This is a genomic window from Massilia sp. Masssp93 (assembly GCF_059491295.1).
In genome coordinates this window covers 4,584,567-4,606,555 of sequence record NZ_CP168502.1, presented here as the reverse complement: position 1 = coordinate 4,606,555, position 21,989 = coordinate 4,584,567, and the positions used below count along the sequence as shown (strand labels likewise).

The following is a 21,989-nucleotide window of genomic DNA, read 5'->3' as shown; positions in this document are numbered from 1 at the left end:
CGCGGCACGATGTGTTTCTGGATACTGTCGATGCATCGGTGACAATGCACGCATTTTTTCGGCGGCGCACCTGCTAAGGTGGCGGCCATGGCTGTTCAAGATCCGGACAGCAATCATCGCACCGCCACCATGCATTTTCGATTACAACTGGACCGTTCCCTTGCCGTGCTGTCGGCGCGCGGCCTGTCGCGCAATCATGCCGAGCCGCTGCTGTTCCGGCTGCTGTGGAAGCTCGGGGTCAATGTCCGTCCGCCCCATTTCCTCGGCTTCGCCCACATCGCGCTCGGCTACGGCACCTGGTTCGCGGGCGTCTGGGGCGTGTCCATGTGGCTGCTGGTGTGGTCCCAACAGGGCGTCGGCATGCTGGGCCTGGCGCTCAGGGCCGGCATGGCGGGCACGTGTTTCGGGGTGATGGTGGCCTGGTTTTACGCGCGCGAACGCAGGGAATTCGCCTTGCCGGCGTGGGAGTCGCTCGGCCAGGAGTCGCTTGGCCAGAAGTAGCGCGGCCAGGCGTAGCGCGGCGGCCAGCTGCGGGCCGCGCCGGCGTCAGGCGGCTTGCCGGCCCAGCGCCGCCATCACCTCGTCCACGCCGATCTTGTCGACCCAGTCGTCGCGCCGCGCCACCGTGACGATGGTGCTGTTGCGCTTGTCGATCGGCGCCCATTCCGGATTCTTTTGGCGCATCAGGGCGATGACGGGCACGTGCACCGCATTCGCCAGGTGCATCACGGCCGTCTCGACGGAGACGATCAGCTTGCACAGGCTGAGGATGGCCGGCAACTGGAAGAAATTGTCTTCGGCGCTGAACAGATGGGTGCGCGCGAGATCCTGGCCGGCGAACAGGGCGCGGGCGCGCGCCAGGTCTTCGGGGACGACGTTGACGATGAAGCCGGCATCGCGCCAGGCCTCGTCCCGCCGCATCGTGCGGATCAGTTCGATGACCCGTTCCAGTGGCCACGAGCGTTCAATCGACTTCGAATACGCGTTCAGGAATACGACCTTGGGCGCCCGGGTGCCGGCGCCGCCGAAGCCCCAGGCGGCGAACCGGTCGCGCGCATAGTCCATCCAGCGCGCGGGAATGGACAGCACGGGATAGCGGGCGGCCGGCGAAATCGTGATGCCGAATAATTGCGTGAACCAGCCGGCGTAGATGTCGCTGATGTGCTGGTCCGGATGCGAGGCGGCGTCGTAAGCGGGAATGAAGGCATCCAGCTTGCGGTAGCAGAAGTGCTTGGGCAGGTCGTAGGCCCGCACGCGCTTTTTCTGGCCCACGACGAAGCCGTGCGGGCTGATCCTGCGTGCCAGGCCCGCATACTTGTGCCGGTCCAGTACGGCGAGCGAGACGACGACCGGGTAATCCTGCCGCTGCGCTTCCCGCAGCGATGCCTTGTACAGCGCCGGGCTGTAGGTTTCGTCGTAGACCTTGTCGATATGCGGGCACTCGGCCAGCCAGTCGTACAGGGCGTATTTTTTCAGGTGCGGCCAGTCCGCGGCCCGGTTCGTGCGGCGGCGTTCGTCGACCCACAGGTGAATCTTCAGGTGCGGGAAGGCGTGCGCGAACGCGGCGAAGCAGCTTTGCAGGTAAGTGAAGTCGCCCAGCGCCAGGTGGGCGATGAACAGGATCTTGTCGGAACGGGCCAGCAGTGCGCGGTCGACCAGCGCCGTGCGCGACACCGCGTCCGCCAGCCAGTCCGCCTCGAATGCGGCCGGATCGGCCTGCCTGAAATGGATGGCGGCGCCTGGATTTGACCGGCCGCCCCAGCTGTCCAGTTCCAGCGTCTGTTCACTCGAGATTTTCATGGTCAAGAAAAAAGCGCATGGTCATGGGACGTTTCCGTGAAACAGTAAAGACAAACGACGTGAAGATTGTAGAGGCGAATGGCCGGCGTGGAACCGGCGGCGCTGTAAAGTTGGGTAAAGCTTTTGTTAAGAATTAGCAGATTTTAATGACATCCCCGTTGCACGCCGATGCGACGTGCAGGTGGTGGATTAGTAAATATTGCACCCCGTCAGTCTGCCAGATTGCGTGGAAAAGCGATGCACTGTTGAGGTTACAAGTTGTAACGACACGAAGCTGCGACGACACATATCGTGCGGCATGGCGTATGGACGCCATGCCGCATTGGGCACTGCCGGCCCGGAGCGTCAGCCGATGTTGCTGCCGCGGATCTTGCTCAGGTCGGTATCGCTGCCGGCGGTGCCGGGCCGCGGATCGACGCTGCCGCCAGCGCCCCCGCCTGGCATTGCGCTGCCGGCACCCGTGCCGGTCGAGCCGGCATGGCCGGCGCCCATCGAGCCCATGCCGGCGCCCACACCCGTGCCGGCGCCGCCGGCCGTGCCGCGCATGGCTACGCTCGGCCCCATGCTGGGCGCGCCGGGACGCGTGGGGTCGGTGCCGTAGAAGCTGTGGATGTGCTGGGCCCATTGGGTGTCGGCCATGTCGGGCCAGGCATCCTTGTCGAAGCCGGGCGCGTTCTGCAGGCGCTGCTTGTCGATGTCGAGCACGAAGCGCTTGTTGACGGTATCCAGGTGCAGCGCCTGCCAGGGCACGGCGAACAGCTTGTCGCCCATGCCCATGAAGCCGCCGAAGGACAGCACGGCGTAGGCAACCTGGCCGGTCTGCATGTCGAGCATGATTTCCTTGATGTCGCCCAGGTCGTCGTCGGTGGCGTTGACGACGCTGTCGCCGATCAGGGTGTCGGCGCCCATCAGCGCCGGGCCGGGACCGGCGTGGCCGGCGCTCTTGCCCGTGGTTTTGTACATGCCATATTTGTCGCGATCTGCGTAAGTCATCTCGTCCTCCTGATGTCGATGATTGCAGGGCCGCCGGTGCGGCCATCCGTTCAGGGTAAGGGGACCGGCCGGCGCGCGTTTGCGTTCACTCAATCGTGCCCGATCGCGGCGCGGGCGGCCCGGCGGATGCCGTGCCGACGGGAGCGATACTAGTCCCAATCCGCGTTGCCGCGCGCTCGCTAGATGCGGGGAAAAAGACATGGCGTCATGGCCCGTAATACTTGGTGAGAATTCAAGCCCATCCACTCGACTATCATGCTGGGTCCGGTTCATGATGGCGCAACGGAACCCCGATGCGCGCACGGACGATGCGGTCATCACACAGTAAGGAGAGACGATGAAACGATGGATGGTGGCAGTACTGATGTGCGCGGCGGGCGCCGCGCAGGCGAACTCGGCATGTGACAAGCCGAAGAAGGATTTCGACGGCCTGTACTGCCTGAACAAGGTCTACCAGGAAGCGGACAACGAGCTCAACAGCACTTACGGCAAGCTGGCCGCCAAGCTCGACGCCGATGGCAAGAAGCGCCTCAAGGCCGGGCAGCTGCAATGGATCGACGAGCGGAACAACAACTGCTCGCGCCACGAGGGCAGCGCGTTCTATGTCAACCTGGAATGCGCGACGGGCACGACCATCCAGCGCTCGCAATTCCTGCAGGACCGCATGCGCGAGTGCGTGAGTTCGGGCTGCCAGAACAGCAAGCTGTAAGCCGCGCAGCCCGCGGCCGCCTCAGTCCAGGTCGGAGGCGGCGTGGCGCTCCAGCACTTGTTCCTCCGGCTTGCCGCGCACGCGGTTGACCTTGCGGCCGCGCATCACGGCCGGCCGCGCCAGGATCTCGTCGGCCCAGCGGCGCACTTGCTGGTACTTGTGCACGGCCAGGAACTCGCCGGCGTCGTACAGCTCGCCCAGCACGAGGCCGCCGTACCACGGCCAGATCGCCATGTCGGCGATGGTGTAGGCGTCGCCGGCCACGAAGCGGCGCCCGGCCAGCAGGCGGTCGAGCACGTCCAGCTGGCGCTTCGTTTCCATCGCGTAGCGGTTGATCGGGTATTCCAGTTTTTCCGGTGCGTAGGCGTAGAAGTGGCCGAAGCCGCCGCCGACGAAGGGCGCCGAGCCCATCTGCCACATCAGCCAGTTGAAGGTTTCCGTGCGGGCCGGGATGTCCTTCGGCAGGAACGCGCCGCCGAATTTTTCCGCCAGGTAGACCAGGATGGACCCGGACTCGAACACGCGCACGGGCGTGTCGCCGCTGCGGTCGACGAGGGCCGGGATCTTCGAGTTCGGATTGACGTCGACGAAGCCGCTGCCGAACTGCGCGCCTTCGTTGATCCGGATGAGCCAGGCGTCGTATTCCGCGCCCGCGTGGCCGGCGGCCAGCAGCTCCTCGAGCATGATCGTGACCTTTTGGCCGTTCGGCGTGCCCAGCGAATACAGTTGCAGCGGATGCTTGCCGACCGGCAGTTCCTGCTCGTGGGTCGGGCCGGCGATGGGACGGTTGATGCTGGCGAAGGCGCCGCCCGAAGGCGTCGCGGGGGACCAGACCCGGGGCGGGACGTACGGGGTCGCGAACGGGTTCGTGGGATCAGGCATTGCACTCTCCTTCTGTGGCTCGGTGGAGAAGGATGATGCCCGAAAAGCCATGTTCGTGCTCGGACCCGCCGGATACGTCGTCGCCGCGATCCGAACGTCGTCCCCGCGCAGGCGGGGATCCAATTTGCCGGACCTCGATGACGCTTGGAACTTGGGCCCCCGCCTGCGCGGGGGCGACGGAACTCGGACCTTCGCCTGCGCGGGTGATGAAACTTGGGCCCCCGCCTGCGCGGGGGCGACGGGACTCGGACCTTCGCCTGCGCGGGTGATGAAACTTGGGCCCCCGCCTGCGCGGGGGCGACGGAATTCAGCGCAGCAGCTTGAGCCCCGGCGGCAGCGCGTCCCCGAACATGCGCGTGCTGCTGTCCTGGTCCAGCTCGACGACGTCGCGCACCAGCGCGGACCAGCCGGCCGGTGCGCCGGTCGCGGCCAGGCGTTGCAGGACCTGTGCGCGCAGCGCCTCGTCGATGTCGCGCGTGCGGTCGCCCGTCTTGCGCGCCAGGTGGGCCGCGGCGAAGCCGGCCGGTTCGATCCGCTTCCAGTCGAGCTGCATGAGTTCCGCCAGCCAGCGCCCGGCGGCATCGGGCGGCGCCACTTCGTGCGCGCTGCCGTGCAGCGGCGCCCGCGCACCCACGCGCGCGAGCGCCCACAGGTAGCGCGCGTACGTGGCCGCCGTCTTCGCATCGGGCTTCGGCGTCGGGGCAATCGCCATGATGCGGCCGACCATCCAGTCCCCGATCTCGGCCTTGTACGCGGCCGGGATGCGTTCCAGCGACGCGCCCAGGCGCAGCATGTCGTCCTCGCTGCCGTCGACGAGCGCGGCGGGGCGCCTGGCGCGCTCGCCCGGCTCGGCCTGCAGGTTGAAGGCGAAGTCGTCGAGGAGGCGCAGCTGCGCTTCCGTCGACAGGCCGCCGGCCACGCGCCGCCACAACGTCCACCATTCGGCGCGGACCTGGCTGTCCTTGACGTACTGGACGCCGGCCGGGAACAAGGCCCACAACTGCTGGATGCGCCAGTCGTCGAGCGGATCGCCGAAGCCGGGACGCAAACACCAGCCGGCCAGGTTCAGCCACACGCGTTCGTGTTCGGCCGAGCGGCGCCGGCCTTTCGCGCGTTCCATCAGGGCGTCGAACAGGCGGCGCAGCAGGGGCGTCTCCCAGCGTTCGCGCCCGCCCAGCACGTGTTCGAGCGCGCCGCGCAGCTGGCGCACTTCGCGCGCTTCGACCTGCTGGTTGCGCGCGCCGAAGATGCGGTCGATGCGCTTGACGGCGTCGTCGAGCCGCGGATGCGGGACGTCCGCGGCGGCCGGCGCATCGTCGTCGCCGCGCAGCTGGAATTCCAGGCGCCAGCGCTGGCCGTTGCCATCCTCGGCCACACAGAACATCTCCAGCGTGCCGAGTTCGGACAGCGCGGCCGCCAGCTGCACGGGAATCTCGCTGCCGCGCGCGCCGGCCCTGGCGTCCCGGGCGCGCAGCACGGTGGCGATCGCGGGCAGGCGCACGACGTCGGCGGGATCGAGGTCGACGAGATCGCCCGCGCGCGCATTGCCCGCGTCGCCCACGGCCGACACGAGGTGGAAGCGCACGGGCCGTCCCAGGCGCAGGGCGAAGCTGCGCTCCGCCAGCGTGATCTCGTGGCCGGCGCGGGCGCCGCGCGGCAGCACGCAGACGGCGCGCAGTTGCCCCTCCTTGCGGCCGCCCGCGGGCGCCTCGTCCAGCAGCAGGAAGTAGCTGCGCGCCGATCCGCTCTCGATGGCGGGTGCGAGTCCGGCCCGCGCGAGCGAATACGCGACGGCGCCGCGTGCGACCGCGACGTCCGGATCGGCGTTGTGCAGCACACGCACCGGCGCGCCGCGCCATGCGGACAGCACGGCGGCGAGTCGTTGCGCCAGCGCCGCGCCGCGGAATACGCCGCCGTTCAGCAGCAGGGTGTCCGGCACCGGCAAGCGGTCGTCGTCAATGAGGCCCAGCGCCGCGCGCGCCGCCTGCGCGTGCTGGCGCAGGAAGCCGGCCAGATGGCGCGTGATGGCCGGGTCGCTCGCATACGGCAGGCCGAATTCGACGATGCCGGCGCGGGCCCGTTGCGGGCCTTCCTGCGCGGCGTTGAGGGGAAAGAAGCCGTCCAGCACGATGCGCTCGGCGTCGGCCTTCGTCAGCGTGGCCGAGCGGCTGGCGCCGACGAGGCGCGAACCGCCGCCGAGCAGGGTGACGTTGACCTCATCCGGCGCGTCAAGCGCCAGCAGCTGCTCCTTCGCGGCGCGGCAGCGTTCCGTCAATTGCGCGAGGCGGCCGGCCGACAGGCGCTCGCCGTCGGCCCCTTTCATGCGCGCTTCGGCCAGGTGGGCGAGGGCGAGGTCCATATTGTCGCCGCCGAGGATCAGGTGGTTGCCCACGCCGATGCGCGCCAGCGCGGGTTCGCCATCCTTCAGTTCCACCTTCACCAGCGTGAAGTCGGTCGTGCCGCCGCCCACGTCGGCGACGAGCACCAGCTTCGCATCCGCGAGGTCGGCCGCGAGGGTCGCGCGATGCCGCTGCAGCCAGTCGTACAACGCGGCCTGCGGTTCTTCCAGCAGGCGCACGTCGGCGAGACCGGCGAGCCGCGCCGCCTCCAGCGTGAGGGCGCGCGCGCCTTCGTCGAACGAGGCCGGGATGGTCAGCACGATCTGCTGGTCTTCCAGCGGACTGTCCGGATGCCGGGTATTCCATGCCGCGCGCAGGTGCGCAAGATAGCTGGCGCTGGCCGCGAGCGGCGATACCTTGGGCACGTCGTCCGGCGCGCCCCACGGCAGGATGGGCGCCGTGCGGTCCACGCCGGGATGCGACAGCCAGCTTTTCGCGGAGGCGACGAGCCGGCCCGGCGACGCCGCGCCGAGCGCGCGGGCCAGGCGGCCGATGGCGACGCGCTCCACGCCGCCCACGTCGGGCGCGGACCAGGGCAGCTGCAGCGCATCCGCGGCGAGTTCGCCGGCCAGCGGGTGGTAGCGGTTCGACGGCAGCAGCGGCGCCGTGCCGACCTCGCCGGGCGCCACCAGTTGGGGAATGTCGAACGTGGCCACGGTATCGAGCCCGGCGTCGGCAAAGGCCAGCACCGTGTTGGTGGTGCCGAGATCGATGCCGACGCGGGCCGGCGTGGACACGGAAGCGCGGGTCACTGCTCGGTGCTGCGGACGTCGAACTCGACCTTCCAGCGCTGCCCGTCGCGCGCCACGGCCACCAGCTCCAGCGTGCCGGCCTCTGTCGCCACCGCGTGCAGCTTGACCTGCACGGCGTCGCCCGGCGTGCGGCCTTCGGCGGGCAGGGTCGCCTGGATCTCGTTCAGTTCCTGCAGCTCGTCCGGGCTCCACGACTCGAGCACGGCGCCGATGCCGTCCTGACGGCGGACGGACGAGCCGAAGAAGCGGAAGTGCACCGGTTCGCCCACGACGAGGCCGAATTCCTGGCCCGGCAGTTCCAGTTCGCTGCCTTCTTCCATGCCGAACGGCGCCACGCACAGCGCTTCCAGCGGCGGCTCGAAGCCGGGAATGGCGGGCATCGACGACTCGACGCCGACGTAGTAGGAGCGGGCCGTGCCGCCGCGGATGCGCACGCCGCCGCCGCGCCGCGCATAGCCGTAGTAGGCGGCGCCGCGCGCGACGGCCAGGTCGAGGTCCGCGCCTTCCAGCATGCGCGCGGGCTGCGCGCCTTCCATGTAGAGCCAGTCGTTGAGGGTGTCCATCACGCGCCTGGACAGGATCTCGGATTTGAATACGCCGCCGTTGAACAGCACGGCGCTCGGGTGCAGGAACGTGTGGCCAGGATCGACGTTGCCGTTGAAGCCTTCCAGCGCCGCCGTGGCGCCGGCCTGGCGGCCCAGGAAGGCGGCCAGGTGGCGCGTGATGGCGGCGTCCTGCGCATACGGCAGGCCGACCTGCGTCAGGCCCGCGCGGGTGCGCGTCGCCGGCCGGCTCGATGCTTCCACGCGCGGGAAGAAGCCGTCCGTGATGAACGTCGTGACTTCGTCGCGCGTGAGCTCCGTGCGGATCGAACCGCCGATCAGCTTCGAGCCGCGACTCGGCACGACGATGGGCCAGGTGGTCGCGTCGGCATTCGCCAGCAGGTGTTCCTTGGCGCCGCGGCAGGCGTAGGTGAGGGCGCGCATCTGCCACGCGTCCAGCTGCGTGCCGTTCGCCTGCAGCTTGCGCGCGACGAGGTGGGCCAGCGCGAGGTCCATATTGTCGCCGCCCAGCAGGATGTGGTCGCCGACGGCGACGCGGTGCGGTTCCAGGTTGCCGTCGCGTTCGAGGATCGCGATCAGCGAGAAGTCGCTGGTGCCGCCGCCCACGTCGACGACGAGCACGATGTCGCCGGCCTTGACCTGCTTGCGCCAGCCGCCGCCGCTGCCTTCGATCCAGCTGTACAGCGCGGCCTGCGGCTCTTCCAGCAGGGTCGGGCTGCCGTAGCCGGCGTTCTTTGCCGCTTCCGCCGTCAGGTCGCGCGCGGCCGGGTCGAACGAGGCGGGGATGGTCACGGTGACGGCCTGCCGTTCGAACGGCGCGTCCGGGTGCGCCGCGTTCCACGCGGCTTTCAGGTGTTCGAGGTAGCGCGTGGACGCCGCCAGCGGCGAGACTCTTTCGACTTCTTCCGGCGCATCCAGAGGCAGGATGGCGGCGCGGCGGTCCACGCTCGGGTGGCTCAGCCAGCTCTTGGCCGACGACACGAGGCGGATCGGCGTGGCGGCGCCGCGCGAACGGGCCATGTCGCCGACAACATAAGACAATGCGGGCGCGGCCTGGCCGTCCGTCCACGGCAGCGCGAGTTCGCCCGGCGCCAGTTCTTCGGGATGCGGCAGGTACAGGAACGAGGGCAGCAGCGGCAGCGCCTCGACGGTGCCGGGGGCGCTCAGCTGCGGGATGCCCAGCACGCCCTGGTCGGCCTGCTCGCCGTCGCTGGCCTGCAGGTCGACGTACGACAGCGCGCTGTGCGTCGTGCCCAGGTCGATGCCGATGGCGTAGCGGGCGTCGTTGTTCTGGAGGTCGCTCACAGTTCCACCTCCGCCGGGGCGATGATGCTGGCGTCGTGCTTGTCGGCCAGTTGCGGCAGGCGCACGTCGCGGGCGCGCCAGCCGCGGTGGCTCAAGGTGCCGGTGAACGGCGCCTTGCCGACGACGTTGCCGGTCAGGCGCACGCTGGCGGCGTCGAAGCCTTCCGGCAAGGTCACGCGCGCGCCTTCCAGCTCGCCGCGCACGGGCTCGATCGTGAAGTGCTCGCGCAGCACGCGCGCGCAGCCTTCGTGCACGAGGCGGGCGGCGGCGCCGATGTCGGCGTCCGCATAGACCGTGATGTTTTCGTTGGCGAAGTCGATCAGGCGCGCTTCGCGTTGCAGGAGGCCCAGCAGCTGCAGGGCGGCGTCCGGCGTGGCGATGCGCAGCGGGGCGGGTGCCGGGGCCGGGGTGGGTGCCGGCGCTGCGGCCGGCGCCGGTGCGGGCGCGGGTGCGGCGACGGGGCCGACCTGGTCGTCGCGCACGCGCGCGGCGAATTCGGCGTCGCCCAGGGTCTTGAAGAAGGCGCCGAAGGCAAGGGACAGCCGGCTCCAGAAGGATGGCAGGTTGGTCGGTTGGCTCATGTTCTTGTATGGTTCGCTAGATGGCGGTTCGTCAAAGGGCGCATGATACCAGTTGGGCAGCCATCAGTTCGACAACGGGGGCGATCCTGCGGGCCCGGACGGCAACGCCTCGGCACCGGTCAGCAGGGCGCGCGCATAGACGTCGAAATCGTCCAGCCCGCGCTTGATGATGGTCACCAGCGCGGGCAGCGGCGCGGCCTGGTAGTCCCATTCGGCGCGGCAGAATTCGCCCGTGCGCTTGAGGTCCTCGGCCAGCGTTGGCTCGATCCAGCCGTGGCCGGCCAGCAGCGTGATGATCTCGCGCTCGTCGCGCGCCGGGCCCAGGCCCTGGTCGGCCAGCACGTGGTCGCCCATTTCGACGGCCGCTTCCCAGGCGCGGATCACGTTCAGCGTGGCCGCGTCCTGGCGCGTGATGTCGCCGACGAAGGTGGTCGGGTCCTTCTCGTATTCGTCGCGGGCACGCTTGCAGCAGCGCTCGATGGTGCCCGTTTTGCTGACCAGCAGGTCTTGATCCATGTTTCCCTCGCTGCGGGACGAGGAAGGTCCCGCTCCAGGGAATAACTTACAACAAGAACAACACGGCCGCCGCACAAGTGGGCGCCAGCGCGCCCAGCAGCAGGCCGACGGCCCCGATCGACTCGTCGTTGAAGCCGCGCCGCAGCAGGGCCACGCCGGCCGGATTCGGCGCGTTGGCGATGACGGTCAGGCCGCCGCCGGCCACGGCGCCCGCCACGAGCATGTACTGCGCCCGGTCGGACAGCCCGGCGATCAGCGAGCCGAGATAGGTCAGCGCGGCATTGTCCGTGATGGCCGTGAGGCCCAGCGCGCCGAAGAACAGGGCGGTGGGCTCCAGCTTCGCGACGATGGGTTGCAGCCACCATTGCTGCATCCCGCCCAGCACGACGAGGCCGGCGAGGAAGAAGCCGACCAGCAGGCCTTCCTTGAGGATCAGCGGGTCCTGGTAGCGCGGGTACGCCTGGGTGACGCCGAGGAACAGCAGGAAGATGCCGGCGAACAGCACGGGATGGTGGGCCAGCAGCACGATCGCCGTCAGCACGGCCAGGTGGGTCAGCGTCACCAGCGGCGGCACGCGCACGGGCGCCTCGCCTTCGATCGACACGTCGAGCGGGCGCAGGTGCGGCCGCAGCAGGAAGGTCACGACGCTGGCATTGGCCAGCACGGCGACGAGCGCGCGCCAGCCGAAGTGCGTGAGCATGTGGACGCTGTCCCAGCCCCACGCGGCGGCCACCATCAGCACGGGCGGCGCGGCGTACGACGTCAGGGTGCCGCCGATCGACACGTTGACGAACAGGACGCCCAGCGCCCCGTACTTCAGCCATTCCGGCATCCCCTGGCGGAACACGGACGGCGCCAGCATCAGGGCGGCCAGCGTCATCGCGGCCGGCTCCGTGATCAGCGAGCCGGCGAGCGGCACGAGCGCGAGGCCGAGCCACGTCTGCGCCACCTCGGTGCGCAGCGGCAGCAGCCGCGCGAGCACGCGCACGATGGCGCGCGCCGCCTCCAGCACGGGGCGCGACGCGGCCACCACCATCACGACGAACACGAACAGCGGCTCGGTGTAGTGGCGCGACTCGGCGTAGTCGATGGCGGCGGCGCTGCCGTCGACGAAGGCCATCGCGAGCATCAGCACGAACGCCCAGAAGCCGAAGACGACTTCCACCTCGCCCAGCAGGTGGAACAGCCCGGCGTGGCGCGGATGGCGGTGCGCCAGGACTTCGAAGAGGCGGGTGGCGAACGTGTGCAGCAAGGCGAGCACGAACAGGATCAGGGCGATCTTGTGCATGGTCGTGGTCATGAAAAAGTTCCTTTCAGTTGCCACGTCGTTCCCGCGGCGGCGGGAACCCAGGTTGTATGCGTTTCGATGGCGCATGCACATTGGGCCCCCGCCTGCGCGGGGGCGACGGTTTTAAAGCACGTGGTTTTTATAGCTTCCTGTTTCATCCTGAGCATACGCGGCACCGTCGTGAGTTACCGCGTAGTGATGATCCCGCCATTGTCCCACGACGGGCGCGAACCCTCAGCGCAGATGCGCGCGCAATCCCGTGACGCCGGGCGCGACGTCGGCGGCCAGCACGTGGCGGTCGGCGAAGTCGCCGCCGTTCTGCGGGCGATAAGGGATCGGCGCGTCGTCGAACAGCGTGCGCATGCGCGCCGCCAGGCCAGCCCTGGCCCGCTCGACGCCGGCGGCATCGATGCGGCCGGCACCGTGCACGGCATACGTGGGCAGCACCTCCATGCCCGGATAGAACAGCGTGCCGTGCGTGATCGGGAACAGCAGTTCGTCGAGCTGGCCGTTGATGCCGCGCGGGCCGTAGTCGGCGGCCGGGCCGCCGGTCGTCACGGACAACAGCGCGCGCTTGCCGGTCAGGCCGCCCTCGCCGTAGCGGTGGCGGTTGCCGGCGCCCTGGTAGCCGTAGGCAAGGCCGAAGGCGAACACGCGCTCGATCCAGCCCTTCATGATCGCGGGCATGCCGAACCACCACAGCGGAAACTGGAACACGACGGCGTCGGCCGCCATCAGCTTGGCCTGTTCGGCGCGCACGTCGTCCGGCTGCGTGCCGGTGCTGAAGGCGTGGCCGGATTCTTCCACGAACGACAGGCGTGCGCGGTCGACGCGGTCGGGGAAATCGTGTTCGTCGTAGACGGCCTTCCAGCCCAGCGCATATAAATCGGACTGGATCACTTCATGGCCCTGGGCGCGCAGTTCGGCGCGCGCGGCCTGCACCATCTGCGCGGTGAGCGAGTGCGGGTCGGGGTGGGCGTGTACCAGCAGAATGGTCCTGGTTGCGGTCTTCATCGTTGTACTCCTCGGTTGGCGATGAAGGCATTCTGGGCCTGCCCGGCACGGCCGGGAATGCCAGCCGGCTTTTGGGGTAGTATCCAAAAAATGGATATCAAGAGACTCGACTTCAACCTGCTCGTGACCCTCGACGCGCTGCTGGCCGAGCGCAGCGTGAGCCGCGCCGCGCAGCGCCTGAACCTGAGCCAGCCCGCGCTGAGCGCCCAGCTGGCGCGCCTGCGCGAGATGCTGGGCGATCCGCTGTTCGTGCCGAGCCACCGCGGCATGACGCCCACGCCGCTGGCCCTGGGCCTGCAGGCGCCGCTGGCGGCGGCCCTCGCGCAGCTGCGCGACGTGGTGACGTCGGCCCGCGCCTTCGATCCCGCGCGCGACGAGTTCACGGTCCACATCGCGGCCTCGGACTACGTGCAGGCGGCCCTGCTGCTCGACTTCACGCTTGCGCTGCGGCGGGAGGCGCCCGGCCTGCGCATCGCGCTGCGCGCGGCCGACGCCGCGCGCCTGGAAGCGCAGATGGAAAAGGGCGAGATCGACCTGGCCGTGCTGACGCCGGACGGCATCGCCGACGCCCTCCGTTCGCGCCGGCTGTTCGAGGAGCGCTACGTCTTCATCGCGCGCAGCAAGCACCCGGCGCTGCGCCGCCCGCTGGACATGAAGCGCTTCTGCGAACTCGAACACGTGATGGTGTCGCCGCGCGGCGGCAGTTTTACCACGCCGGTCGACGAGGTGCTCGACGCGCAGGGCCTGCGGCGCCGGGTCGCGGTGTCGGCGTCGACGTTCCATGCCGTGCTGGACCTGGTCGAGCGCTCCGACCTCGTCGCGCTGATACCGGCGCGCATGGTGGAGGGCCGCGCCGTGCGGCTACGCGTGCTGGCACCGCCGCTGCCCGTGCCCGGGTTTGCGATCCACATGGCGTGGCACAACCGCAATCACGGCGATGCGGCGCAGCGCTGGGTGCGGGAGCGGCTGCTGGCGTTCGCGCGGGAGGCACCCCTCATGAAAAAAACGGAGCCACGCTGAACGTGAATCCGTTTTTTGGTGGGCGCCCACGCTATCTGCGTGGTGCGTCCGGGTGATCAGGCTGGCTGATTAAATCGCGCGGATATTGCCCGCTTTTTCGCCTTTGGGGCCGGTCGAGCGCTCGAACGAAACGCGCTGGTTTTCGGCCAGGCTCTTGAAGCCTTCCGACTGGATGTCCTGGAAATGGGCGAACAGATCGCCGCCGCCTGCGTCGGGCGTAATGAAGCCGAAGCCCTTGGAGTCATTGAACCATTTTACGGTGCCGGTTTGAGTAGTCATTTTTAATCCTTTTTACATGCATGGGCAAAGCGCCCGAAACGCACTTTCGACCAAGGGAGTGTAACGAAGGAAATCAAACGGGACCGGCGGAAGCAGGACGGGAGAGAAAGGCCAACAATAACGACGACTTGATGCAGTGCCCGATGAAAGATACAGGACTTTTCCCTGTTCACCTAATCATTTCCGATTTATTTTTTTTCGGCCTGCATGACCGCATTATCGGGCGCGGTCGGAATGGCAACGATTCGATGCGACGCGCTTTTGATAATTGCTGTATCTTATGTTTGCGTGAGCCGGATGTTGCCCGCTTTCCTTATTCCTTCCGTTATCCGGCTTCCCACGCACCGCGTTGCCCGGCCCGCGCATCACAAGACAACCACAAGGCTGGAAACAGAACCGCAATGGACGATGCAATCTCCTACGATATGGACGACGCAGTGGCGGCCATGGAAGTGCTGCATGCCGCGCTGACGTTCGATCTCAAAGAACTGGAAGCGAAAATCCTCGCACTGGGCCACTCGGTGACCGCCGTGCCCGTGTCCGACGACCGCGAGCTATCCGATTATTACGCAACCCGCGCTTCCTTGCACAGCGGATTGGCCAGTATTGCCGAAGTGCTTGCATGGATTCAGTGGAAAACCGAGGAAGATCCCGAAGGCGACGTTGCTGTTGCCATTCAACCATTACCAACGCTGCGTGGCTGCTCGATCCATTGAATCTTGCAAGCGTTGAAATCGATCGAATCCATTGTCACGGAGAATAGAATGAGTAAAAGCCAGGACGCAAAAAAATCTGCGAAGAAAGAACCCGCCAAAACCGCCAAGGAAAAGAAGGCGGACAAGAAAGTCAAGAAGGAAGAGAAAAAGCGCCAGCAGTGAACGGCGCAAGAATGGGCGGTTCCCGCAATTAGCCCAGGCTCTCGATATACCGCTCGTCCACCTGCGCGCAATACTCGGCGCAGGCCGCGCGCACGGCGGATGCCGCCGCATGCACCGCCACCGCCGCGTTGGTGCAGCGGCTCATCGACACGATGATCGGCGGCGGCACCGGCTGCAGCGGCACCTCCACGAATTCGCCGTTCTCGAGGTGGCTGCTGACGAACAGCCAGGGAATCGCGGCCACGCCGAAGCCGTTCCGGATCAGCTGGATGATGGCGGCCACGGACGGCGAGCAGGTGATCCGGGCCTGTTCGAGCGGCACCCCGCTCAGGCTGGCGAGCCGGGTGACGATGTCTTCCAGCATCCGGTGCGGCGCCGTGCCGCGGCCGAACGTCAGGATCGGGAATTGCAGCAGGCGCTGGGCCAGGCCCTCCCGCTGCGGCGCCAGCAGGCCCTCGCGCGCGATCCAGCGTACCGGATACACGGCCAGCGGCTCCGACGTGATCTGGCCGTTGTTGACACCCTCGATGCCCACCACCAGGTCGAGCTCTCCGGCCAGCAGGCGCTTTTCCAGCGTCGTGCTCATGTCCACCACAAGATCGATTTCCAGCTCCGGAAAACTGGCGTTCAGCTGGCGCACGGAATGCGCCAGCCAGCTGTGCACCACCGTCTCGATCACGCCCAGCCGCAGCCGGCCCCGCACCGCGCTGTCCGTGCGCGCCGCCTCGCGCAGGCGCCGCGTCGCATCCACGACCGCCTTCGCGTGGTTCAGCAGATAGTCCGCGTTCGGCGTCAGCCGGAATTCGCGGGTGCTGCGGTCGATGAGTTCCGTCTGCAGCTCTTCTTCCAGCGCCTTGATCCGCAATGAAATCGCGGCCGGCGTCGCGTGCATGGCGCGGGCGGTCGCGCGGACGCTGCGCAGTTGGGCGAGGGTGATCAGGGTTTCGAGGAAGCGGGTGTTCATGGCGTAAAGAATACTTTAAGCATATCGGGAATGGGGAGGAGACGCGTTTAGTAAAACTTAACACATGCGGTAAAAATAAGTGGCTTGGTGGATAGAGAATACGCATCTATGCTTATTTACATGTCATTACCGAGCTGAAAAACCATGAAACCGATCCAGTTCCGTCACCTGGTCCGCGCGGGTGAATTCCGCAAACCGACCGCCGGCGTCTGCGGCGGCTTTGCCCAGGCCAACCTCGTCATCCTGCCGGAAGCGCAGGCCCATGATTTTCTCCGTTTCAGCCAGCGCAATCCGAAGGCGTGCCCCCTGCTCGCGGTGGGCGAGCCGGGCGCGTGGCACCTGCCGACGCTCGGCGCCGACCTCGACCTGCGCACCGACGTGCCGGGCTATTACGTCTACCGCGACGGCGAACTGGCGGAAACGCCCGCGGCGCTGGGCGGCCTGTGGCGCGACGACCTGGTCGCGTTCGCGATCGGCTGTTCGTTCTCGTTCGAAGAGATGCTGCTCGCCGCCGGCGTCCCGCTGCGCCACATCGAGCAGGACAAGAACATCGCCATGTACCGCACGAACATCGCCAACGAAACGGCGGGGCCGTTCGGCGCGAACATGGTCGTGTCCATGCGCCCGCTGAAGGCGCGGGATGCGATCCGCGCGATCCAGATCACCAGCCGCTATCCCGCGATCCACGGCGCGCCGGTGCACCTGGGCGATCCGCGCCTGATCGGCATCGCCGACCTGGCGCGGCCCGACTACGGCGACGCCGTCGAGGTCATGGCGGACGAAGTGCCCGTGTTCTGGGCATGCGGCGTGACGCCGCAGGAAGCGATCCGCGCCGCACGGCTGCCGTTCGTCGTCACGCACCGCCCCGGCTACATGCTGGTGACGGACGTGCCGAATGCATCGCTGGCGACGCTGTAAAAAATGACGCTGTAAAAAAATATACCCACAACGGAGACGACATGAATACCCAGGAACTCACGCAGGAGCGCGTCGACGCCGGCCATTTCGGCTGGCTGCGCCAACTGACCAAGGCCGAACGCCGCACCTTCATCGGCTGCAAGGTCGGCTACGCGCTGGACGCGATGGACACGCAATTCCTCAGCTTCGTCATTCCCACGCTGATCGCGACGTGGGGCCTGTCCAAGGGCGACGCCGGCTTGATCGGCACCGTCACGCTGCTCACGTCGTCGCTGGGCGGCTGGCTGGCCGGCATCCTGTCGGACCGCATCGGCCGCGTGAAGACGCTGCAGCTGACGATCCTGTGGTTCGCCCTGTTCACCGTCCTGAGCGGCTTTGCCCAGACCTTCGGCCAGCTGCTCGTGCTGCGCGGCCTGATGGGCTTCGGCATGGGCGGCGAATGGACGGCCGGCGCGATCCTGATGGGTGAAGTCATCCGCGCCAGGGACCGCGGCAAGGCGGTCGGCATGGTGCAGGCCGGATGGGCACTGGGCTGGGGCGTCTCGGCGCTGCTGTACGCGCTGATGTTTTCGCTGCTGCCGGCCGAACTGGCGTGGCGCTCGCTGTTCCTGCTCGGGATCATCCCCGCCGTCTTCGTCATCTACATCCGCCGCTTCGTGGAGGAGCCGGACGTCTTCCTGGCCGCGCAGCGCCGCAGCGAGCACGCGGAACAAGCGCGGTTCACCGAGATCTTCGCGCCGGGCATGATCTCGACGACGCTGCGCGCCGTGCTGCTGACGACCGGCGCGCAAGGCGGCTATTACGCGATCACGACCTGGCTTCCCACGTTCCTGAAGACGGAGCGCCACCTGACGGTGCTCGGCACCGGCGGCTACCTGGCGATGGTCATCGCCGGCTCGTACATCGGCTACATCGTCAGCGCCTACCTGACCGACCGCCTGGGCCGCAAGCGCAACTTCATCCTGTTCGCCGTGGGTTCGCTGCTGATCGCGCTGGCCTACACCCGCTTGCCGGTGACCGACAACGTGATGCTGGTGCTGGGTTTCCCGCTCGGCTTCTTCGTCTCCGGCGTCTTCAGCGGCATGGGCGCCTTTCTCACCGAGTTGTTCCCGACCCGCATGCGCGGTTCCGGCCAGGGCTTTTGCTACAGCATGGGCCGTGCGATCGGTTCGCTGTTCCCGTTCGCGATCGGCGCCGCCGGCCAATCGCTCTCGCTCGGCCACGCCATCGGCCTGTTCGCGGCCGGCGCCTACGGCATCATGATCGTCGCCGCGCTGACCCTGCCCGAAACCCGCGGCAAGCGGCTCGAAGCCTGATCCGCCGGCCGTCACGGCCGCATCCCGATTCCACCAGACAGACACACGGGCGCACGGCGCGCCAGGGCAGCGCCTTGCCTGCGCGCGCCCGATATTTTGAAGAGGTAAGACCATGAACCAAGAGACCACCCACGACAACACGCCGCGCCAGCGCTGGCAGTTCTGGATCGACCGCGGCGGCACGTTCACCGACATCGTCGCACGCAAGCCCGACGGCGCGCTGGTGACGGCCAAGCTGCTGTCCGAGAACCCGGAGCAGTACCGCGACGCCGCCGTCGCCGGCATCCGCCGCCTGCTCGGCATCGCGCCCGACGCCCCGATCACGCCCGACCTCGTGGAAGCCGTCAAGATGGGCACGACGGTCGCGACGAACGCCCTGCTGGAGCGCAAGGGCGAGCGCACCGCGCTCCTCATCACCAAGGGTTTCAGGGACGCGCTGCGCATCGCCTACCAGAACCGCCCGCGCCTGTTCGACCGCCATCCCGTGCTGCCGCAGCTGCTGTACGAACGCGTGGTCGAAGTGGACGAGCGCATCGGCGCGCATGGCGACGTGGTCGTGCCGCTGGACGTCGCCGCCGTGCGCGCCGACCTGGCGGCGCTGCATGCCGATGGATTCCGCTCGGTGGCGATCGTGCTGATGCACGGCTACCGCTACGGCGACCACGAACGGACGGTCGCCGCCATCGCCGCGGAAACCGGCTTCACGCAGGTGTCGGTCTCGCACCAGGTCAGCCCGATGATGAAGCTGGTGTCGCGCGGCGACACGACGGTCGTCGATGCCTACCTGTCGCCGATCCTGCGCCGCTACGTCGACCAGGTCGCGGCCGAGATGGAAGGCGTGCGCCTGCTGTTCATGCAGAGTAATGGCGGCCTGACGGGCGCCCACCGCTTCCAGGGCAAGGACTCGATCCTGTCCGGTCCCGCGGGCGGCATCGTCGGCATGGTCGGCACGGCGCGCAAGGCCGGTTTCGGGAAGCTGATCGGCTTCGACATGGGCGGCACGTCCACCGACGTGTCGCACTACGCGGGCGAACTGGAACGCGAATTCGAGACCCAGGTGGCCGGCGTGCGGATGCGCGCGCCGATGATGAGCATCCACACGGTGGCGGCGGGCGGCGGCTCGATCCTGCACTTCGACGGCACCCGCCTGCGCGTCGGTCCGGACAGCGCGGGCGCCAATCCGGGCCCGGCCAGCTATCGCCGCGGCGGTCCGCTCACGGTCACCGACTGCAACGTCATGCTCGGCAAGATCCAGCCCGCGCACTTCCCGGCGGTGTTCGGCCCGCACGCCGACGAGCCGCTCGACGCCGGCATCGTGCGCGAGAAATTCGCGCAGGTCGCCGCCCGCATCGAACGCGAGACCGGCCGGCGCCGCACGCCGGAAGAGGTGGCCGAAGGCTTCCTGGAGATCGCCGTCGGCAGCATGGCCAACGCGATCAAGTTCATCTCGGTCCAGCGCGGCCACGACGTGACCGACTATACGCTGGCCACGTTCGGCGGCGCCGGCGGCCAGCACGCCTGCCTGGTGGCCGATGCCCTCGGCATGACCCGCATCTTCGCCCACCCGTTCGCCGGCGTGCTGTCCGCGTACGGGATGGGCCTCGCGAGCCAGACGGCGATGCGCGAGCGGACGATGGAAACGGCGCTGGCCGACGGCGGGCTGCGTGCCGCGCTGGACGCGCTGGCGCAGGAAGCGACCAAAGAACTGCTGGCGCAGGGCATCGCGCTCGATGCCGTGCGCGTCGTCAAACGGGCCCACCTGCGCTACGAAGGCACGGATTCCGTCATCATCGTGCAGCACGACAGCGTGGCCTCGATGCAGGTGCAGTTCGAGGAAGCGTACGGCAAGCGCTATTCCTTCCTCATGCCGGACAAGACGATCGTCGTCGAGGCGATCTCGGTGGAAGCGATCGGCGACACCGACGCCGCCGCCGCCCGTGCCGCCGATCCTGGGCCGCGCGCCACGCCGCTGGCGCCGCACGAGACGGTGCCCGTGTACTCGGGCGGCCAGTGGCACGACAGCGCGCTGTACCTGCGCGCGCAGACGCGGCCCGGCGACCGCATCGCCGGCCCCGCGATCATCGTCGAGGCGAACGGCACCAACGTGGTGGAACCGGGCTGGGTGGCGGAGGTCACGGCGGAGGACGACCTCGTGCTTCAGCGCGTCGCGCCGCGCGCGCGCCGCAAGGCCATCGGCACCGAGGCCGACCCGGTCATGCTGGAAGTCTTCAACAACCTGTTCATGAGCATCGCCGAGCAGATGGGCCTGCGGCTGCAGAACACGGCGGTGTCGGTGAACATCAAGGAGCGCCTGGACTTCTCGTGCGCGCTGTTCGATGCCGAGGGCAACCTGATCGCCAACGCGCCGCACATTCCCGTCCACCTGGGCTCCATGGGCGCGAGCATCAAGACGGTGATCGAGGCCAACCGCGGACGCATGCGCGCGGGCGACGTCTACATGCTCAACGATCCTTACCACGGCGGCACGCACCTGCCGGACATCACCGTGATCACGCCCGTGTTCGACCGGGCGGGGACGGACATCCTGTTCTACGTGGCGTCGCGCGGCCACCATGCCGACGTGGGCGGCATCGCGCCGGGATCGATGCCGGCGGACAGCCGCAGGGTCGAGGAAGAGGGCGTCCTGATCGATAACTTCCAGCTGGTGCGGGCGGGGCGCTTCCGCGAACGCGAGACGGCGGCGCTGCTGCTGTCGGGCGACTACCCGTGCCGCAACGTGTCGCAGAACATCGCCGACCTGCAGGCGCAGGTCGCCGCCAACCAGAAGGGCGTCGAAGAGCTGCTCAAGATGGTGGACCAGTTCGGGCTCGAGGTCGTGCAGGCGTACATGCGGCACGTGCAGGACAATGCCGAGGAAGCCGTGCGCCGCGTCGTCGGCGCGCTCAAGGACGGCAGCTACATGTACCGGCTCGACAACGGCGCCGTGATCCGGGTGGCGATCCGCGTCGACCACGCCGCGCGCACGGCCGACATCGACTTCAGCGGCACGTCGCCCCAGCTCGACAACAATTTCAATGCCCCGAGCTCGATCTGCATGGCGGCCGTGCTGTACGTGTTCCGCACGCTCGTCGAGGACGACATCCCGCTCAACGCCGGTTGCCTCAAGCCGCTGAACGTGATCATCCCGGCAGGCTCGATGCTCAATCCGCGCTACCCGGCGGCCGTCGTCTCCGGCAACGTGGAGACGTCGAGCTGCATCACGAACGCCTTGTACGGCGCGCTCGGCGTGCAGGCGTCGTCGCCCGGCACGATGAACAATTTCACGTTCGGGGACGAGGATGTCCAGTACTACGAGACCATCGCGGGCGGCTCGGGGGCGGGCGACGGCTTCCATGGCACGGACGTCGTCCAGACCAATATGACGAACTCGCGCCTGACCGATCCGGAGGTGCTCGAGTGGCGCTATCCGGTGCGCCTGGACAGCTACGAGATCGCACGGGATTCCGGCGGCCACGGACGCTGGAACGGCGGCAACGGCGGTGTGCGCCGGATCCGCTTCCTGGCGCCGATGACGGCGTCGATCCTGTCGAACAACCGCATCGTGCCGCCGTTCGGCATGGCGGGCGGGGAGCCCGGCAGGTGCGGCCGCAACTACGTCGTGCGGGCCGGCGGCAAGGTCGAGGAACTGGGCTTCGTCGCGACCACGGAGATGTGCGCGGGCGACGTGTTCGTCATCGAGACGCCGGGCGGCGGCGGGTATGCGCCCCCGGCGCGGGAAACACCGGCGGCCGTCGCCACGCTCCATGACGGCATCCCCGCATAACCACAACCATAACCATAACGAGAAAGAG

General features: G+C 68.2%; 18 protein-coding genes. 7 read left to right on the top strand and 11 right to left on the bottom strand.

What is annotated here, in order from left to right:
- Positions 1–87 precede the first annotated feature (87 nt).
- Complete coding sequence (locus ACEN9Q_RS18890; protein ID WP_157201929.1) at positions 88–501, top strand: DUF6404 family protein; 414 nt, start codon at positions 88–90, stop codon at positions 499–501.
- 45 nt (positions 502–546) lie between these two features.
- Here ACEN9Q_RS18890 and ACEN9Q_RS18885 read toward each other — a convergent pair whose 3' ends face one another.
- Together ACEN9Q_RS18885 and ACEN9Q_RS18880 are read right to left on the bottom strand one after the other, a co-directional pair.
- Positions 547–1,800, bottom strand: coding sequence for a glycosyltransferase family 9 protein (locus tag ACEN9Q_RS18885; protein WP_495625630.1), 1,254 nt, complete (start codon positions 1,798–1,800; stop codon positions 547–549).
- A 345-nt stretch (positions 1,801–2,145) separates the two neighbouring features.
- The gene (locus ACEN9Q_RS18880; RefSeq protein WP_056443242.1) at positions 2,146–2,793 is read right to left on the bottom strand and encodes a PRC-barrel domain-containing protein; all 648 of its coding nucleotides are present in this window, start codon (positions 2,791–2,793) and stop codon (positions 2,146–2,148) included.
- A 337-nt stretch (positions 2,794–3,130) separates the two neighbouring features.
- Between ACEN9Q_RS18880 and ACEN9Q_RS18875 the strand changes: the two genes are divergently transcribed.
- Positions 3,131–3,502 carry a lysozyme inhibitor LprI family protein gene (locus ACEN9Q_RS18875; RefSeq protein WP_495625629.1) on the top strand — a complete coding sequence of 124 codons (372 nt, stop codon included), beginning with the start codon at positions 3,131–3,133 and terminating at the stop codon, positions 3,500–3,502.
- 21 nt (positions 3,503–3,523) lie between these two features.
- Here the strand turns inward: ACEN9Q_RS18875 and yghU are convergent, their stop codons facing one another.
- From yghU to ACEN9Q_RS18840, 7 genes are all read right to left on the bottom strand, one after another.
- On the bottom strand, positions 3,524–4,384 hold the full coding sequence (gene yghU, locus ACEN9Q_RS18870; RefSeq protein ID WP_056443236.1) for a glutathione-dependent disulfide-bond oxidoreductase: 861 nt from the start codon (positions 4,382–4,384) through the stop codon (positions 3,524–3,526).
- A 307-nt stretch (positions 4,385–4,691) separates the two neighbouring features.
- Positions 4,692–7,535, bottom strand: coding sequence for an Hsp70 family protein (locus ACEN9Q_RS18865; RefSeq protein ID WP_495625628.1), 2,844 nt, complete (start codon positions 7,533–7,535; stop codon positions 4,692–4,694).
- Positions 7,532–9,403: an Hsp70 family protein gene (locus ACEN9Q_RS18860; RefSeq protein ID WP_495625627.1), complete on the bottom strand. Its 1,872-nt coding sequence runs from the start codon at positions 9,401–9,403 to the stop codon at positions 7,532–7,534. Before ACEN9Q_RS18860 ends, ACEN9Q_RS18865 begins: the two co-directional genes overlap by 4 nt.
- Entirely contained in the window at positions 9,400–9,984 is a 585-nt protein-coding gene (locus ACEN9Q_RS18855; RefSeq protein WP_495625626.1) for a DUF2760 domain-containing protein, read from the bottom strand. Before ACEN9Q_RS18855 ends, ACEN9Q_RS18860 begins: the two co-directional genes overlap by 4 nt.
- A 63-nt stretch (positions 9,985–10,047) precedes the next feature.
- Positions 10,048–10,500 carry a type VII toxin-antitoxin system HepT family RNase toxin gene (gene hepT / locus ACEN9Q_RS18850; RefSeq protein WP_056443227.1) on the bottom strand — a complete coding sequence of 151 codons (453 nt, stop codon included), beginning with the start codon at positions 10,498–10,500 and terminating at the stop codon, positions 10,048–10,050.
- A 46-nt stretch (positions 10,501–10,546) separates the two neighbouring features.
- Complete coding sequence (locus ACEN9Q_RS18845; protein ID WP_495625625.1) at positions 10,547–11,800, bottom strand: putative Na+/H+ antiporter; 1,254 nt, start codon at positions 11,798–11,800, stop codon at positions 10,547–10,549.
- 222 nt (positions 11,801–12,022) lie between these two features.
- Positions 12,023–12,802, bottom strand: a complete 780-nt coding sequence (locus ACEN9Q_RS18840; protein ID WP_495625624.1) for an NAD(P)H-dependent oxidoreductase — start codon at positions 12,800–12,802, stop codon at positions 12,023–12,025.
- A gap of 90 nt (positions 12,803–12,892) precedes the next feature.
- Between ACEN9Q_RS18840 and ACEN9Q_RS18835 the strand changes: the two genes are divergently transcribed.
- Positions 12,893–13,822 (top strand): LysR family transcriptional regulator, encoded by a 930-nt coding sequence (locus ACEN9Q_RS18835; protein WP_495625623.1) that lies wholly within the window; start codon positions 12,893–12,895, stop codon positions 13,820–13,822.
- 69 nt (positions 13,823–13,891) lie between these two features.
- Here the strand turns inward: ACEN9Q_RS18835 and ACEN9Q_RS18830 are convergent, their stop codons facing one another.
- Entirely contained in the window at positions 13,892–14,101 is a 210-nt protein-coding gene (locus ACEN9Q_RS18830) for a cold-shock protein (RefSeq protein ID WP_056443212.1), read from the bottom strand.
- Between the two features lie 143 nt (positions 14,102–14,244).
- Here ACEN9Q_RS18830 and ACEN9Q_RS18825 point away from each other — a divergent pair, with 143 nt between their 5' ends.
- On the top strand, positions 14,245–14,817 hold the full coding sequence (locus ACEN9Q_RS18825; RefSeq protein WP_495625622.1) for a hypothetical protein: 573 nt from the start codon (positions 14,245–14,247) through the stop codon (positions 14,815–14,817).
- A 190-nt stretch (positions 14,818–15,007) separates the two neighbouring features.
- On the opposite strand, the gene ACEN9Q_RS18820 is transcribed toward ACEN9Q_RS18825, so the two are convergent.
- Positions 15,008–15,943 (bottom strand): LysR family transcriptional regulator, encoded by a 936-nt coding sequence (locus ACEN9Q_RS18820; RefSeq protein ID WP_056443207.1) that lies wholly within the window; start codon positions 15,941–15,943, stop codon positions 15,008–15,010.
- A 144-nt stretch (positions 15,944–16,087) separates the two neighbouring features.
- On the opposite strand from ACEN9Q_RS18820, the gene ACEN9Q_RS18815 reads away from it, so the two are divergent.
- The 3 genes from ACEN9Q_RS18815 to ACEN9Q_RS18805 all read left to right on the top strand — a co-directional run bounded on the left by ACEN9Q_RS18815 (position 16,088) and on the right by ACEN9Q_RS18805 (position 21,961).
- Positions 16,088–16,861, top strand: coding sequence for a putative hydro-lyase (locus ACEN9Q_RS18815; protein WP_495625621.1), 774 nt, complete (start codon positions 16,088–16,090; stop codon positions 16,859–16,861).
- Between the two features lie 41 nt (positions 16,862–16,902).
- Complete coding sequence (locus tag ACEN9Q_RS18810; RefSeq protein WP_495625620.1) at positions 16,903–18,177, top strand: MFS transporter; 1,275 nt, start codon at positions 16,903–16,905, stop codon at positions 18,175–18,177.
- 112 nt (positions 18,178–18,289) lie between these two features.
- The gene (locus ACEN9Q_RS18805) at positions 18,290–21,961 is read left to right on the top strand and encodes a hydantoinase B/oxoprolinase family protein (protein ID WP_495625619.1); all 3,672 of its coding nucleotides are present in this window, start codon (positions 18,290–18,292) and stop codon (positions 21,959–21,961) included.
- Positions 21,962–21,989: the final 28 nt, after the last annotated feature.

Excerpts from the sequence above, each read along its gene's own strand:
- ACEN9Q_RS18820 (WP_056443207.1), bottom strand. The coding sequence starts at position 15,943 with ATGAACACCCGCTTCCTCGAAACCCTGATCACCCTCGCCCAACTGCGC.
- ACEN9Q_RS18835 (WP_495625623.1), top strand. The coding sequence starts at position 12,893 with ATGGATATCAAGAGACTCGACTTCAACCTGCTCGTGACCCTCGACGCG.
- yghU (WP_056443236.1), bottom strand. The coding sequence starts at position 4,384 with ATGCCTGATCCCACGAACCCGTTCGCGACCCCGTACGTCCCGCCCCGG.
- ACEN9Q_RS18830 (WP_056443212.1), bottom strand. The coding sequence starts at position 14,101 with ATGACTACTCAAACCGGCACCGTAAAATGGTTCAATGACTCCAAGGGC.
- ACEN9Q_RS18875 (WP_495625629.1), top strand. The coding sequence starts at position 3,131 with ATGAAACGATGGATGGTGGCAGTACTGATGTGCGCGGCGGGCGCCGCG.
- ACEN9Q_RS18880 (WP_056443242.1), bottom strand. The coding sequence starts at position 2,793 with ATGACTTACGCAGATCGCGACAAATATGGCATGTACAAAACCACGGGC.
- ACEN9Q_RS18815 (WP_495625621.1), top strand. The coding sequence starts at position 16,088 with ATGAAACCGATCCAGTTCCGTCACCTGGTCCGCGCGGGTGAATTCCGC.
- ACEN9Q_RS18840 (WP_495625624.1), bottom strand. The coding sequence starts at position 12,802 with ATGAAGACCGCAACCAGGACCATTCTGCTGGTACACGCCCACCCCGAC.
- ACEN9Q_RS18810 (WP_495625620.1), top strand. The coding sequence starts at position 16,903 with ATGAATACCCAGGAACTCACGCAGGAGCGCGTCGACGCCGGCCATTTC.
- ACEN9Q_RS18855 (WP_495625626.1), bottom strand. The coding sequence starts at position 9,984 with ATGAGCCAACCGACCAACCTGCCATCCTTCTGGAGCCGGCTGTCCCTT.
- ACEN9Q_RS18845 (WP_495625625.1), bottom strand. The coding sequence starts at position 11,800 with ATGACCACGACCATGCACAAGATCGCCCTGATCCTGTTCGTGCTCGCC.
- hepT (WP_056443227.1), bottom strand. The coding sequence starts at position 10,500 with ATGGATCAAGACCTGCTGGTCAGCAAAACGGGCACCATCGAGCGCTGC.
- ACEN9Q_RS18805 (WP_495625619.1), top strand. The coding sequence starts at position 18,290 with ATGAACCAAGAGACCACCCACGACAACACGCCGCGCCAGCGCTGGCAG.
- ACEN9Q_RS18825 (WP_495625622.1), top strand. The coding sequence starts at position 14,245 with ATGAAAGATACAGGACTTTTCCCTGTTCACCTAATCATTTCCGATTTA.
- ACEN9Q_RS18885 (WP_495625630.1), bottom strand. The coding sequence starts at position 1,800 with ATGAAAATCTCGAGTGAACAGACGCTGGAACTGGACAGCTGGGGCGGC.
- ACEN9Q_RS18890 (WP_157201929.1), top strand. The coding sequence starts at position 88 with ATGGCTGTTCAAGATCCGGACAGCAATCATCGCACCGCCACCATGCAT.